The sequence below is a fragment of the Pseudomonas sp. P5_B2 genome (assembly GCF_056400445.1).
Genome location: NZ_JBFULH010000012.1, coordinates 1 through 14,386, shown reverse-complemented (window position 1 = coordinate 14,386; position 14,386 = coordinate 1). Strand labels below are relative to the sequence as shown.

The window sequence follows — 14,386 nt, the reverse complement described above, 5'->3', positions numbered from 1 at the left end:
TCAATCGCGTTTTGTCAGGAAAATCCCAGACGCAGCCTCGCGTTRCTCGTCAGCTGCTACAAGGAGGGTGGTGGGGGATTTGTAGCAGCTGWCGAGCAACGCGAGGCTGCGTCTGCTTTCTACCTGAAAGCACTCAATTGCCGGGTTTGCGACGGCTGCGCAGCGGTCGTCAATAGCCCTTCGGCACGGGTCAGCGGAAATCCCGGCTGCGTACGCTGATGCCGTCGAGCAATGAACTCAGGTCGCTCAAACGTCCGGCAATCAGGTGGCGAACCTCGCCTTCCTTTTCCCAGCGGCCATCGACCTTGAGCAATTGCGAGCCGACCAGCACCTGGCGTTGCCGCTCAGCCAAGTCGCGCCAGACCACCACGTTGACGTTGCCGAATTCGTCTTCCAGGGTCACGAAGGTCACGCCACTGGCGGTACTCGGCCGTTGCCGACCCGTCACCAGACCCGCGACGCTGACTGGGCGCCCGTGTTCGATCGCCATCAGTTCTTGCGAACTGCGGCAGCGCCGGGCTTTCAATTCACCACGCAACAACGCCAGCGGATGCGGGCCGAGGGTGGTGCCGACACTGGCGTAGTCTGCTTGCAGGTCTTCGCCGACGGTGGGTTTGGGCAACGCCACGACGTCCTCTTCCTGACGCGGCAGGCCGGCAAACAAACCGAGTTGTTTTTGCACCCCCGCCACCTCCCAGCGCGCCCGATGCCGGTCACCTGCCAACCCTCGCAGTGCACCGGCATCGGCCAGTTGCTCCTGGGCGCGGGCGTCGAGGCGCGCACGTTCGCCGAGGTCGGCGATGTCGACAAACACCCCACGCGCGCGCGCCGCTTCGATGCGCCGGGCATCGTCTTCGCGAAAGCCCTTGATCATCCGCAACCCCATGCGAATCGCCGGTTGCGCGCCGGTCATCGGCTCCAGGCTGCAATCCCAGTCACTGGCGCGCACATCCACCGGACGAATCTGCAAATGATGCCGGCGCGCGTCCTGGAGAATCTGGTCCGGGCTGTAGAACCCCATCGGCCAGCTGTTGATCAGCGCACAGGCGAAGGCTGCCGGTTCGTGGCATTTGAGCCAGCAACTGGCGTAGGTCAGCAAGGCGAAACTGGCGGCATGGGACTCGGGAAAACCATAGCTACCGAAGCCTTTGATCTGCTCGAAGATCTGCGCGGCGAATTCGGCCGTGTAGCCGTTTTTCTTCATTCCGGCGGCCAGCCGATCCTTGTGCGGTTCCAGCCCGCCGTGACGTTTCCAGGCCGCCATGGAACGCCGCAATTGATCGGCCTCGCCGGGGCTGTAGTCAGCGGCGACGATGGCGATCTGCATCACTTGTTCCTGGAACAGTGGCACGCCGAGGGTGCGCTTGAGCACCTCCCGCAACTCTTCGGAGGGATAACTTTCGAGCTCTTCCTTGTTTCGGCGCCGCAGATACGGATGGACCATGCCGCCCTGGATAGGACCGGGGCGGACGATGGCCACCTCGATCACCAGATCATAAAATTTGCGCGGCTTGAGCCGGGGCAACATCGACATCTGCGCCCGGGATTCAATCTGGAACACGCCGATGGTGTCGGCCCGGCCAATCATGTCGTAGGTGGCCGGGTCTTCGGAGGGGATCGTCGCCAGACTCAGGTCAAGGTCTCGGTGGCGGCGCAGCAGATCGAAACAGCGGCGGATCGCGCTGAGCATGCCCAACGCCAGAATATCCACTTTGAGCAACCCGACCGCATCCAGATCGTCCTTGTCCCACTGAATGATCGTGCGCTCGGCCATGGCGGCGTTTTCCACCGGCACCAGGCTGTCCAGGGGCTGCTCGGAAATCACGAAACCACCGGGGTGCTGGGACAGGTGCCGGGGGAAACCGATCAGCTGTTGCGTCAGGCTCAAGACCCGGCGCAACACCGGGCTTTCGGGATCGAACCCGCCTTCCAGCAAACGCTCCACGGGTGGCGTTGCGTCACTCCAGTGGCCACAGCAATCGGCCAGGGCGTTGATCTGGTCCGGTGGCAACCCCAACGCCTTGGCCACGTCACGCACCGCGCCGGCCGCGTGATAGGTGCTGACCACCGCCGTCAACGCCGCGCGCCTGCGGCCATAGCGCTGAAAGATGTACTGCAAGACTTCTTCGCGACGTTCGTGCTCGAAGTCCACATCGATATCCGGCGGCTCGTTGCGTTCCTTGGAAAGAAAGCGCTCGAACAGCATATTCATCCGGTCCGGATCGATCTCGGTGATGCCCAAGGCGAAACACACCGCCGAGTTGGCTGCCGAGCCTCGGCCCTGACAGAGAATTTTCTCGCGCCGGGCGAAGGCGACGATGTCCTGCACGGTGAGGAAATAGCTTTCGTAGCCCAGCTCGGCGATCAACCCCAATTCCTTGTTGATCAGCCCGCGCACCTTCTCGCTCGCCCCATGGGGCCAGCGCTCGCGAATCCCGCGCTCGGTCAATTCGCGCAGCCAGGAATCGGCGCTGTGGCCTTGGGGCACCAACTCCCGTGGATACTGATAACGCAGCTGCCCAAGGTCGAAGGTGCAACGCCGGGCAATGGTCAACGTTTCATCGAGCAAGGCTGGGGGGTAGATCGATTGCAGAACTTCCAGGCTGCGCACATGCCGCTCGCCATTGGGATGAAGGCGCAACCCGGCTTCGGCCACCGGCAGGTGATGACGGATCGCGGTCATGGTGTCCTGCAAGGCGCGCCGGCCACGGGTGTGCATGTGCACATCGCCGCTGGCCACCGCTGGAATCCGCAACGCCCGCGCCAGGGTCAGCAGCGCGTCCAGGCGCCGGGTATCGTCCTGGCCGCAATGCAACTGGACGCTCAGCCACAGGCGTTCGGCGAAAGTCTGTTGCAGCCAGCGGCCCTGCTCAAAGTCATCGACCGTGTCCGGCACCCACAGCACCAGCAGCCCCGGCATCGGCTCGCTGAAATCTTCGCGCAGCACCTGATACTGGCCTTTTTGCGTACGGCGTCGCGCCCGGGTAATCAGCCGGCACAGGGTCTGGTAACCCTCCAGGTTCTCCACCAGCAGCACCAGTTTCGGGCCGTTCTCGATGCGAATTTCGCTGCCGATGATCAGCGGCAGCTCCACCGATTTGGCCGCTTGCCAGGCGCGGACGATACCGGCCAGGGTGCATTCGTCGGTGATCGCCAGCCCCTGATAGCCGTGCTTTTTCGCCCGTTGAAAGAGTTCGAGGGCACTGGAGGCGCCACGCTGGAAACTGAAGTTCGACAGGCAATGCAACTCGGCGTAGTCGATGCTCATGCGAACCAGCCTTGCAGCCACAGCGGACCGCCCTCACCCACCGCCCGATAAGCCCAGCCTTGCTGGCCGGAACGGGTTTCGATCAGGTAGTAATCACGGCGCACATCAGCGCCATCCCACCAACCGGACTCGATGCGCTCCGGGCCCATGAGGATGCGGGTCGAGCCTTCATGGATCGCCTGCGGCTCCGTCAGCAACCAGCCCGGACGCTGCACACCCGGCAACCCCGCGCACAGTTGACTGTCGACCCGTGCCTGCCACGCACATTCCGGCCGGTGATCGGCCTGAAAGCGCAAGCCGTGCACCGCCTCATCGCCGAGCCGCGCGCGCAAGCGTTCGCGCAGTTGCTCCCAAGGCAAGGATTGCTGCGGGCGGTCATCGAACAGTTCCTGATACTGCGGGACGAAGCTCGGCAAGTCTTCGGCACACAGCCGAAAACCGCGCACTGGGGCTTCAACCTGAACCTGTTCCAGTCGTCCCCGGGCCAGTTCGAAAAGCATGGCCGGATCGCGTTCGGCGCTGAGCAGGCCGACCTTGATCACCGAGTCAGGCAAACCGGCGTGTTCCAGATGCAGGTCGAAACGCTGCACGCCGCTGTCCCGACCACAGAGAAAGGCCGACAGGTCGCCGGTCAACCGACGTAGCGGAAACAGCAACGCCTGATGCGACTGCACGTCGAAGTTGAGTTCGATGCGCACATCGAAACGGTCCGGCGGCAGGTAGAACGCCAGGGCCAGTCGCCGTTCCCCCGTCAACGCGTCCAGATGCTTGAGCACCCGGGCTTCGAAACGCCGGGCCAGACTCTGTCGCGGCAGCGCCTGCACCTGGCTCAAGGTGCGCAAGCCCATGCGCGATAACGCCGTGGCAACCACGGGTTCCAACGCGATCCGGTCGACGGGCAACTGCCCGAGATGGTGCTGCAAGGCGTCGTTATCCGGCACCACCAGCCCGTCATACACGTTGGCCAGCACCCGCGCGGCAACCGGGTTGGGCGCAGCGACGATCCGGTGGCGAAAACCCAGCTCGCCAAGTTCGGCGCGCAACCGTGCTTCGAACGTCGGCCACGGCCCGAACAAGCCCAGGCTGGATTCGATTTCAAACACCACGGCACGCGGGTAATGCACGCTGACCTGAGAGCTGAAGCGATAGGCCCACGCCGCCAGAAACTGCTGCCAGTGTTCGATCTCGGCGGCGTCGTATTCGGCCGTGGCAAAGCCTTTGCTCAAGGCCTGCGCGGCGGTCATCGACTGCCCCGGACGCAAGCCCAACGCCCGCGCCGACGCGTTGACCGCTTGCAACACCCGGCGCTGTGCCGGGCCGGTCAGCAGTGCCAGCGGCTCATCGGGATCGGGGCGCTGACGCAGCACCGCGTCCAGCGCCAATTGCGGAAAAAGAATACAGACCCAGCGCATGGCAACCTCAATGCCCCACGGGGAAGGCAATCGGCGCCGAACGCGCTAGCCCGCCCCGGCACTTGAGCACGCGCAATTGTGCGGGCCTGGCATCGATGGCAATGCGCAACGCCGCAGGTGAAGGGTTGATCGCTTCATGGATCGAGCGGTAGGCGAACGCCAGGGTCGAGCCGGTTTCCGCCGCCACCTGCAAGCGGCGCAACGCCCGGTCATCGGCCTTGTGCGGCCAGCACAGCACGGCGCCGCAACTTCCTGAACGCAGGCATTGTTCCGCCGCCCACAAGGCATCCCGCTCACTGGCCTGGATGATCGACAACTGGCGCAGATCGACCCCGGCGTTCTGCCACGCTTGCGGGTACGGCACGTAGGGCGGCGCCACCAGCACGATGCGTTCACCCGCCGCCGACAATCGCGCCAGCGCCGGCCACACCAGTTGCAGCTCACCGACGCCCTGCCCGGCCAGGAGGATTTCGGTCAGCGCCGCTTCCGGCCAGCCACCGGTGGGCAACGCTGCATCCAGCGCGGCATGCCCGGTGGGTTGCGGGCTGACGGGTGGGGGCGCAGGTCGGCCCTTCCAGACCTGGCCGCCATTGAACAGTGTATCCAACGCAACGACGGCGCCCATCACCCTTGCCTCACCAGACCGCAGAACACCCCTTCGATGGCGAGGTCCTGACCGGGTTGCACGATGATCGGCTGATACGCCGGGTTGCGCGGCAGCAGGCGAACCGTGTCGCCGGTGCGCTCGAAACGTTTGATGGTGACTTCACCGTTGAGCCGCGCCACCACGATCTGGCCATTGAGCGCTTCCGGATTGCGCCGCACGCCCACCAGATCGCCGTCGAGAATGCCGTCCCCGATCATCGAATCGCCCTGAACCCGCAGCATGTAATCCGGCACCCGCGAGAAGATCGACGGATCCAGCAGCAAGCGGCTGTGCACTTCGGCATCAGCGCCGATCGGCGCACCCGCCGCCACCCGGCCGAGTACCGGAATGTCCAGCAACTCGGGCCGCGCCGGTTGCCCGAGCAAACGAATGCCGCGAGCCTGATGGGGATTGACCTCGATGAAACCGGCCTCGGTCAGCGCCAGCACATGCTTGCGCGCCACGCTGCGGGAGGCAAAACCAAAGGCCTCGCTGATTTCAGCGAGGCTCGGGGACTGACCGTGCTCCGCGATTCGGTCGCGGATAAAGGTCAGGATGGCGGTACGGCGGGGAGTTAAAGTCGTCATGGAGTACATTTGTACTCTTTTGGCATTTTCCTGACAAGGACTTGTAGCAGCTGTCGAGCAACGCGAGGCTGCGTTCGCGGTTTGCCTGATAGAACCCGGTTGCCGGGTTTGCGACGGCTKCGCCGCCGAACGCTGCCTCGCGCTGCTCGACAGCTGCTACAGAGGTAGCGGGATCAATCAGTTCAAACCACGAGCCCCCAGAAACCCTGCGATGTAATCGATAAATGCCAGCACCTTCGCGGTCGCCCGCCGGTGGCTCGGGTACACCGCCAGAATGTACGGGCCGAAGCTGTCCGGATCGATGTCGTAGTCAACCATCACCTGCACCAACCGGCCATCGGCGATGTACGGCGCGGCGCTCCACAGCGGTGTGTGCAACAAGCCGCGTCCGGCCAGTGCGTTGGCCAGCAGCAGGTCGTAATTGTCACTGCGCAATCGCGGGTGTTGCGGCTGCGGCAGGCTCAGGCGATGTCCATCGCGCTCGACCCACCAGAATTCACGACTGAGCAACGGATGGCGATACAGCAGCCATTCGTGATCATCGAGGGTATGCGGGGTGACGGCCACGGTCTTGCGCGCCAGATAGGCCGGGCTGCCGCACAACGCCAGACGATTGCTGCCGACGACGCGGGCGATCAACCCCGGCAAGTCGTCATGGCCTTCGCGCAGGGCCAGGTCGTAGCCGCTTTCCAGCAGATTGACGAACTCATCGCACAGGTCCACCTGCAGATTGATCTGCGGGTATTGCTCCAGGAAACCGCCACACACCTGATCGAGAAACGCCTGCCCATAGGCCAGCGGCGCAGTGATTTTCAGGTTGCCGCGAAGGCCATGCTGCAACTGCTCGATTTCCTCGCCGGCCTCCTCCAGCCGCTGCAACACCTGGCGCGCGGTTTCCAGATAGAGCCGCCCGGATTCGGTCAGCAGAATCCGCCGGGTGCTGCGCTCGAACAAGCGGGCGCCGAGTTCGGCTTCCAGGTGGTTGACCGCTTTGGTCAGGGCCGACGGGGTCTTGCCCAGTTGCTCGGCGGCGCGGCTGAAACTGCCGAGTTGGGCCGTGACCACGAACATTTTCAACGCACCCAACTTGTCCATACTTTTTCCATTCCGGCAAAAACGTTTTTCGTGAGGAAGGCGTTCTGTTGCGCACAAGCAGCCACTAATCTGGCCATCAGACGCAATAACAAGGAAACATTCAATGAAAAGATTCATCCCGAATCTCTTGATGGCCGCTGTTAGTTTTGCCTCGATGGAAGCCATGGCAGCCACCGATCTGGTGCTGATCAATGGCAAGATTTTCACCGCCGACCGTGCCCAACCGAAGGTGCAGGCGCTGGCGGTACAGGACGGCAAAGTGCTGCAAGTCGGCAGCGACGCACAGATCAAAGCCTTGATCACACCGCAAACCAAAGTGGTGGATCTGGGCGGAAAAACCCTGATGCCCGGCCTGATCGACACCCATTCCCACGCGATTTTCGGCGGTCTGGAAATGGTCGTGGCCAATATGGAAGACGAGGTGGTCGACCTCGACGAACTGGAAAAACGCCTGCGCGGCTGGCGTGACGACGGCAAGGCCAAACACGGCGATGTGCTGACCATCGCGGGTATGAGCTCGGTGTATTGGGCCAAGGCCGAAGAACTGGGCAAGAAATTCAACAACGGTGAATGGGCCAACGTGCCCGTGGTGCTCACCGGCAGCGACCACCACACCGCCTGGGCCAACGACTTCATGCTCAATCGTGCAGGGATTGATGCCGCGTTGCTCAAGTCATTGCCCGCCGCCGAAGCGGACACCATCGGCAAACGCGCCGATGGCACCCCCAACGGCTTCCTGGTGGACGCCGGTTGGGACCGGGTGTCCTCGAAAATGCCCGTGCCGAGCACCGCCGAGATGCTCAAGGCCGCCCAATCGGCCGTGCGCTTCAACAACAGCGTCGGCATCACGGCGTGGATGGATCCCGCCGCCAATGCCGCCCCCGGCGAACCGCTGTTCGCGCTCAAGCCCACGGAGAAAACCGTAGGTGTGCTGCCGGCCTATAAAGCCCTGGCCGAAACCGGTGGCATGAGTGTGCACGTGGCGGCCTTGCTGGTGGCCAACTCAAAAAGCGTACCGGCTGATCTCGATACGCTGGACAAGGTCCGCCAGCAATTTCAGGGCATCCCGAACCTGACCCTGCCCGGCGTCAAGATTTTTGCCGACGGCGTGATCGAATTCCCGGCCCAGAGCGCGGCGATGATCGACCCCTACAACAACTCGCACAAACAGGGCGAACTGCTGATCGATCCGAAGCATTTCGGCGAACTGGTCAGCGCCATCGACCAGCGCGGCTGGCTGGTGCACATCCACGCCATCGGCGACCGCGCCGTGCGTGAGTCGCTGAACGGCATCGCCCAGGCGCGCAAGGATCGTCAGAGCGGCGTGACGCACTCGCTCACCCACCTGCAAATCGTCAACCCGAAAGAATTTGCGCGATTCAAACCGCTGGACGTCATCGCCTCGATGCAACTGCTGTGGGCCTCGGCCGACGACTACACCACGGACATGATCAAGCCTTACGTCAGCGCCCTCGCCTTCCGCTATCAATACCCGGCGCATTCGCTGCTCAAACAGGGCGCGACCATCGCCGGTGCCAGTGACTGGCCGGTGTCCTCGCCCAACCCGTGGAACGCCATGGCCCAGGCCATCACCCGCGTCGGCCCGTTGGGCGTGCTGAACATCAAAGAAGCCGTGGATCGCGAAACGATGTTCTACGCCTACACCCTGAACGCCGCGCGCACCATCGGTCTGGAGAAACAAATCGGTTCGCTGAGCCCCGGCAAACAAGCCGACTTCATCGTGCTCGACCGCGACGTTTTCAGCGTCGACAACAAGGCCCTGAGCGACACCCAAGTGCTGCAAACCTGGTTCGCCGGGCGCGAAGTCTACGCACCGACCCTCTAATAAAAATCCGCTGTAACCCGCTGCCCGCCCCCGCGCTCAACGCCCGGGGTTCGGCACAGCTTTGCGCAAAAAACTGCCCATAAAACAATCACAATATCGGGACTTTACTCATGAAAGCTTTCACCCTGTTCGCCCTCGGCTCCTTGAGTCTGCTGCCGTTGAGCAGCCAGGCCATCGTCTTGAATGACGACTTTTCCGTGCTGGTGGACCTGAACCTGGCGAGCGATTACCGCTCCCGAGGCATTTCGCAAACACTCAACGACCCCGCCGTGCAAGCCGGCGCGACCCTGGCCCACAGCACGGGTCTGTACGTGGGTGCCTGGACTTCGAACGTCGACTACGGCGGCGGCCTGAAAGCCCGTCAGGAACTCGACTACTACGCCGGTTGGTTCTGGCAAGCCACCGACGACGTCAACCTGGACATCGGCTATCTCAGGTACACGTACCAGAAAGAAAGCCAGTTCAACCAGAGTGAGGTCTACGGCATTCTCAGCGTCTATGGGGTGAAACTCGGCGCCTATTATTCCAACGATGCGCCGGGCATCGAGAGTAAGCAGAACTCGCTGTACAGCTATGTCGGTTACGAAACCCAATTGCCTTACGACACCGGCCTGAAACTGCGCTACGGCAACATGGACTTCAAGGATCCGTACCTGTACTCGAGCTCGGGCCATGCCGAGGAATCGTACCGCGAATGGGAAGTCAAACTGACCCACGAACTGGCGGGAGTAATGCTGGGCCTGGCCTACATCGACACCGACCTGTCGAAAAGCCAATGCACCAGTAACTGGGGTTATGACGACGTGTGCAGTGCCACTGTGGTGGCGAGTGTCAGCAAGTCCTTCTGACCCACATTGGGTTAGGTTTTTTCAGCAAATCTTTCTGACCACACAGATCACCTGTGGGAGCGGGGTTGCTCGCTCCCACATTAGAGATGTGTAGTTTCAGAAGTGAGTTGTGCCAGGTAGCACCACGGGTAGATGCCGCGTTCGTGGCCGTCGCTGAAGATCAGTTGCAGACCGTAGCCTTGGGCATTCAACTCGACCACGCGGATACGCGGATCAACCTTCACCGTCAGCCCTTGTAACCGAAACGCCCGGCATTGCGAGCACGGGCATTGACGCCTCAGATCAGCATGACCCAGCCGCTGTTCACGCCCATCCGGCCAGTTCAAGCACAGCTGCTGTTTACTCTGTGAATTACCCACCGCCACCGGGTTCATTGCAGCTGACTCAAGGCGATGCGCACGGCTTTGCGCACTTCCGGGTCGCCGTCGTCTTGCGCGGCCTGCAAGGGCGCGATGGCGCTCTGGTCGTTCAATTCTCCGAGGGCCAACGCGGCCTCCTTGCGCAGGTTGCTGATGCGGTGGCCGAGGGTTTCGATCAAGGCTTCAAGGGCCGGAGCGAAACGCAGTCGGCCGAGGCTGCGGGTGGCGCGCAGGCGGACTTGCCAGTAATCGTCGCTCAAGGCTGCGACCAATGCGCTGCCGGCATCCATGTGGCCGACTTTGCCCAACGTGGTCGCGGCTTCTTCACGCACCTGCCAGGCGTGGTCTTGCAAGGCCTGGCGCAGCGCGGGCAGCACTTGAGCGTCGGATGCCAGACCAAGGGCGCCGGTGGCGGCACGGCGGACTTCAGTGTCGGGATCGGTGCTGGCCAATCGCGCCAACGCTGGCAACGCATCGAGTTGTTTGAGCCAGCCGAGCACGCCAACAGCCTCGCGACGAACGCTGGCGTCTGCATCGTTCAACGCAGCTAAAGCGGCAGCGGTGGCACCCGGAAAACGCAACTCACGCAATGCCCTGAACGCAGCAATGCGCACGCTGGCCTCGGCGTGCCCGGTCCAAGGCAGAATCACCCGGCCTGCCGCTTCGCTTTTGAGCAGGCTGAGGCTTTGCGCCGCAGCCGATTGCACGGCCAACGAGGGATCGGTCAGCGCCTGGCACAGTGCTTCGACCACCGGATCCTCCTCCCAGGCTTCAAGCAAGCGCGCGGCTTCAGCGCGGACTTCTTCGGTTGGATCTTGCGCCAGTCGATTGACCAGCCACAGCAAACCGTCCGGTTCTTCAAGATCGGCCAGTTCGATCAGCGCAATGCGGCGCACGCCGGGATCGTCATCGGTCAGGCGCGGTTGCAGGGCGAGAATGTCATCGTTATCGGTTACATCGAATAGTGAGGTCATAGGGCAAATCGCGGCAGTTTGTTTTCAGGGGGAAGTCCGAGAGGGTTCAGGCGCGGTAGCTGCCGACCGTCTTCGTGACGCAGTAATTCGAGGCAATGACGCTTCAGGCGAGAGAACTCATGGCTCGTCACCAGTTCGGTGGCGCGTGGCCTTGGGAAGTCGAGGCGCAGGTCTTCGATGATCCGGCCGGGACGCGAACTCATGACCAGCAGGCGATCAGCGAGGAACAGTGCTTCGTCGATGTCATGGGTGACGAACACCACGGTGGTGCGAATCCGTGTCCAGATGTCCAGCAGCAGTTCCTGCATGTTCAACCGGGTCAGCGCGTCGAGTGCGCCGAAGGGTTCGTCCATCAGCAACAGGCGTGGGCGGTTGATCAGCACCCGGGCGATTTCCACCCGTTGCTGCATGCCGCCGGAGAGCTGGTCCGGCCAGCGCTCGGCAAAACCTTCAAGTCCTACTAGAGCGAGGATTTCATCGGCAGCTTTGTGGCGTTCAGCCTTGCCGCTGCCACGCATCTTCAGGCCAAAAGCAACGTTGTCGCGTACGGATCGCCACGGAAATAGCGTGTGATGCTGGAACACCATGCCGCGCTGCGGCGACGGGCCCGAGACCTGCGCGCCATCGACTTTCAGACTGCCGGAACGCGGTTGCAGGTGCCCGGCCAGCGCGCCGAGCAAGGTTGATTTTCCGCRACCGGACGGCCCGAGAATGCACACGAACTGCCCCGCTTCAATCTGACAATCCAGACCTTGCACGGCTTCGAAGGCTTGCGGGCCTTCACCAAGCACGATGGATAACTGGCGAATGTCAATCCGCCCTTCCGGGGTTTGCATCACGCTCATCAGGCTTTTCCTCGTGGTCGGTGCCACGGCGTGAACAACCCGCCGAGACGTTTGATCAGCAGGCTGCTGCCCATTCCGAGAACACCGATCAGCAACATGCCGACGACGATGTCGGCGTAGTTCTGAATGGTGTAGGACTCCCAGGTGTAATAGCCGATGCCGTATTGGCCGGAGATCATTTCCGCCGTCACCAGGCAGAACCACGAGGTGCCCATGCCGATGGCAAGACCAGTGATGATGCTCGGCGCTGCGCCCGGCAGGATCACCTCCAGCAGAATCGCCCGCCGCCCTGCCCCGAGGCTTTTGGCCGAGGCGATCAGGCGTGGGTCGACGCCTTCGACGCCGTGCACGGTGTTGAGCAGGATCGGGAACAGCGCGCCGGTGAACGTGATGAAGACCATCGACAGTTCCGAGGATGGGAACATCAGGATCGCCAGCGGAATCCAGGCAACAGCGGGGATTGGGCGCAGGACTTCCAGCGGTGGCAGCAGCAAGTCCTCGGCCCATTTCGAGCGGCCGATGGCCAGACCGAGGGCGATGCCGATGATCAGTGCAGCGAAGTAACCGGCGAAGACCCGGCTGAGGCTGCTGCTCAGGTGCTGGGCGAGCTTACCAGAGTCGCCGAGGCCCAATGCGGCCTGGATGACGGCCACTGGCGTCGGGACGTTGGCGAAAGTGACCAGGCCAAGGTTCCAGTGACCACTGGCGGCGAGTTGCCAAAAAATCAGGCAGAGCAGCAGCGAAGAGGCCCTTGGAATCCAGCGTGCATAGGATCGGTACACAATTCTTCCTCTCAACCGAGATCCCTGTGGGAGTGAGCCTGCTCGCGATAGCGGACTGACATTCAACATCGATGTCGACTGACCCACCGCTATCGCCGGCAAGCCGGTCTCACTCCTACATTTGACCGAGGTGTCTGTGGGATTAGCGGGCGGCTACGGCCTGGGTGGTGGCTTCGGTGAAGTCGAAGACTTTTCCGCCCTGAGCCTTGGCGAATTGCTGGGCCTGGCCTTTGAGCAGGAAGGCGCTGAGCTGCCCTTTTGCATCACTGGCAAACCACGCCTGATCCGCCAGCAGCTTGATCCCGCTATCACTCGCCTGGGCATACACCGCGCGGATGTTTTTGCCTTCCGACTTCAAACCGGCCAACGCCGTGAAGGCCGCTTGCGCCGAGGCGTACTGCCGGACTTTTGGTTCGCCGCGCACCCATATTTCCGCGACATGGCTGAAGTCGGTGATCGCTTTCCCGCTCGTCGCATCCACTGCTGTCAAAGGCGCCTGCCCGTAGTTGGCCAGTTGCGCGGTGTAATCCAGATTCGAAGCCTTGAACGCCGCGCGGATGTACTGATCGTCGATGAAGGTATTGAGATCGAGACCGCGATCAGCCTTCTTCAACAGCTTGAGCGTATCGATCGCAGTGCCCACCGCCTGACGGTATTCCGGCTTCCAGCTCAGGTCGCGGGTTTGCACGCCGAGTGGGCCGTGGAACAGGTAATTGACCTCGGCATCGACCCCGGTGACTTTGGCGATCAGTTCGCTGTATTTCTCAGGTTCCGCTGCCAGCAACTGGTTGGCTTCGATGCTCGCCCGCAGGTAAGCGACAACGATTTCCGGGTACTTCTTCGCGTACGCCTGATCCACCAATGCACCGTGGAACGTCGGTGCGCCGGCCTGGGCACCGTCGTAAATCTTGCGAGCAAACCCTCGGCTCGGGAACAGTTCGGCGAAGGGCACGAAATCGGCGTGGGCGTCGATCTTCCCTGCCTGTAACGCGGAGCCTGCGACTTCTGGCGGCTGGGCGATGATGTTGACGTCTTTGAGCGGGTCCCAACCCTGAGCGGCCACGGCGCGCAGCAACATGCCATGGGCCGTCGAGGCGAACGGCACGGAAATAGTCTTGCCCTTCAACTCTGCCAATGACTGCACGCCCGATGCACTTGGCACCACGATGCCGTTGCCGCTGCCCTTGATGCTGCCCGAGAGCACGCTGATGAACAGGCTGTGCTTGCCGGCGGTTTCAAACGCCACGCCGTTGAATGAGCCGGGGAAATCGGCCATGGCGCCGAAGTCGAGTTTGCCGGCGACCATTTCGTTGGTCAGCGGTGCGCCGCTGGTGAAGTTTTTCCACTCTATTTCATATTTAGCGTCTTTGTATTGGCCGTCGTGAGGCAGGTATTTGTCGAGCAGGCCGAGCTCACGGATCAGCAATCCGCCGGCGGCGCAATTGATGGTGGTGTCTTGGGTGCCGATGGCGATGCGGATGGTTTCGGCTGAGGCCGACAGGGTGAATGAGGCCAGTACCAGACCGGCAAATGCTGCACGCAGCAATGTTGGCGAAGACATGGGTGTATCCCCTCGAATCATTTATTGGATGTTCGTCTCCGCCACGATCAGGGCGTGGTGGGAAACGAGGGGTGGTTTGAAGCTGGCGTCCGGGGGTTACCGGATGGCTTTAGCGTTGTCTGGACTGGCCTCTTCGCGAGCAAGCCCGCTCCCACATTTGGAA

12 protein-coding genes are annotated in these 14,386 nt (G+C 62.3%); 2 read left to right on the top strand and 10 right to left on the bottom strand.

What is annotated here, in order from left to right; genetic code table 11:
* Nucleotides 1-190: 190 nt before the first annotated feature.
* From AC1DRJ_RS02940 to AC1DRJ_RS02920, 5 genes are all read right to left on the bottom strand, one after another.
* Complete coding sequence (locus tag AC1DRJ_RS02940) at nt 191-3,289, bottom strand: error-prone DNA polymerase (protein WP_477800747.1); 3,099 nt, start codon at nt 3,287-3,289, stop codon at nt 191-193.
* On the bottom strand, nt 3,265-4,680 hold the full coding sequence (locus AC1DRJ_RS02935) for a Y-family DNA polymerase (RefSeq protein ID WP_477800746.1): 1,416 nt from the start codon (nt 4,678-4,680) through the stop codon (nt 3,265-3,267). Before AC1DRJ_RS02935 ends, AC1DRJ_RS02940 begins: the two co-directional genes overlap by 25 nt.
* Nucleotides 4,681-4,687: 7 nt before the next feature.
* Nucleotides 4,688-5,305, bottom strand: a complete 618-nt coding sequence (imuA, locus tag AC1DRJ_RS02930) for a translesion DNA synthesis-associated protein ImuA (protein WP_477800745.1) — start codon at nt 5,303-5,305, stop codon at nt 4,688-4,690.
* A complete protein-coding gene (gene lexA, locus AC1DRJ_RS02925; protein ID WP_477800744.1) occupies nt 5,305-5,922 on the bottom strand; it encodes a transcriptional repressor LexA in 618 nt (205 codons plus the stop codon). Before lexA ends, imuA begins: the two co-directional genes overlap by 1 nt.
* Nucleotides 5,923-6,090: 168 nt before the next feature.
* Complete coding sequence (locus tag AC1DRJ_RS02920; RefSeq protein WP_477800743.1) at nt 6,091-7,008, bottom strand: LysR family transcriptional regulator; 918 nt, start codon at nt 7,006-7,008, stop codon at nt 6,091-6,093.
* 103 nt (nt 7,009-7,111) lie between these two features.
* On the opposite strand from AC1DRJ_RS02920, the gene AC1DRJ_RS02915 reads away from it, so the two are divergent.
* Together AC1DRJ_RS02915 and AC1DRJ_RS02910 are read left to right on the top strand one after the other, a co-directional pair.
* Nucleotides 7,112-8,854 (top strand): amidohydrolase, encoded by a 1,743-nt coding sequence (locus AC1DRJ_RS02915; protein ID WP_477800742.1) that lies wholly within the window; start codon nt 7,112-7,114, stop codon nt 8,852-8,854.
* Nucleotides 8,855-8,964: 110 nt separating this feature from the next.
* The gene (locus tag AC1DRJ_RS02910; protein ID WP_477800741.1) at nt 8,965-9,702 is read left to right on the top strand and encodes a TorF family putative porin; all 738 of its coding nucleotides are present in this window, start codon (nt 8,965-8,967) and stop codon (nt 9,700-9,702) included.
* 80 nt (nt 9,703-9,782) lie between these two features.
* Here AC1DRJ_RS02910 and AC1DRJ_RS02905 read toward each other — a convergent pair whose 3' ends face one another.
* From AC1DRJ_RS02905 to AC1DRJ_RS02885, 5 genes are all read right to left on the bottom strand, one after another.
* Nucleotides 9,783-10,076: a DUF971 domain-containing protein gene (locus tag AC1DRJ_RS02905; protein ID WP_477800740.1), complete on the bottom strand. Its 294-nt coding sequence runs from the start codon at nt 10,074-10,076 to the stop codon at nt 9,783-9,785.
* Entirely contained in the window at nt 10,073-11,035 is a 963-nt protein-coding gene (locus tag AC1DRJ_RS02900; RefSeq protein WP_477800739.1) for a HEAT repeat domain-containing protein, read from the bottom strand. Before AC1DRJ_RS02900 ends, AC1DRJ_RS02905 begins: the two co-directional genes overlap by 4 nt.
* Nucleotides 11,032-11,880 (bottom strand): ABC transporter ATP-binding protein, encoded by an 849-nt coding sequence (locus tag AC1DRJ_RS02895; RefSeq protein ID WP_477800738.1) that lies wholly within the window; start codon nt 11,878-11,880, stop codon nt 11,032-11,034. The genes AC1DRJ_RS02900 and AC1DRJ_RS02895 overlap by 4 nt, the downstream gene beginning before the upstream one ends.
* Nucleotides 11,880-12,662 (bottom strand): ABC transporter permease, encoded by a 783-nt coding sequence (locus tag AC1DRJ_RS02890; RefSeq protein ID WP_477800737.1) that lies wholly within the window; start codon nt 12,660-12,662, stop codon nt 11,880-11,882. Before AC1DRJ_RS02890 ends, AC1DRJ_RS02895 begins: the two co-directional genes overlap by 1 nt.
* A gap of 142 nt (nt 12,663-12,804) precedes the next feature.
* Nucleotides 12,805-14,223, bottom strand: coding sequence for an ABC transporter substrate-binding protein (locus AC1DRJ_RS02885; RefSeq protein ID WP_477800736.1), 1,419 nt, complete (start codon nt 14,221-14,223; stop codon nt 12,805-12,807).
* Nucleotides 14,224-14,386 lie beyond the last annotated feature (163 nt).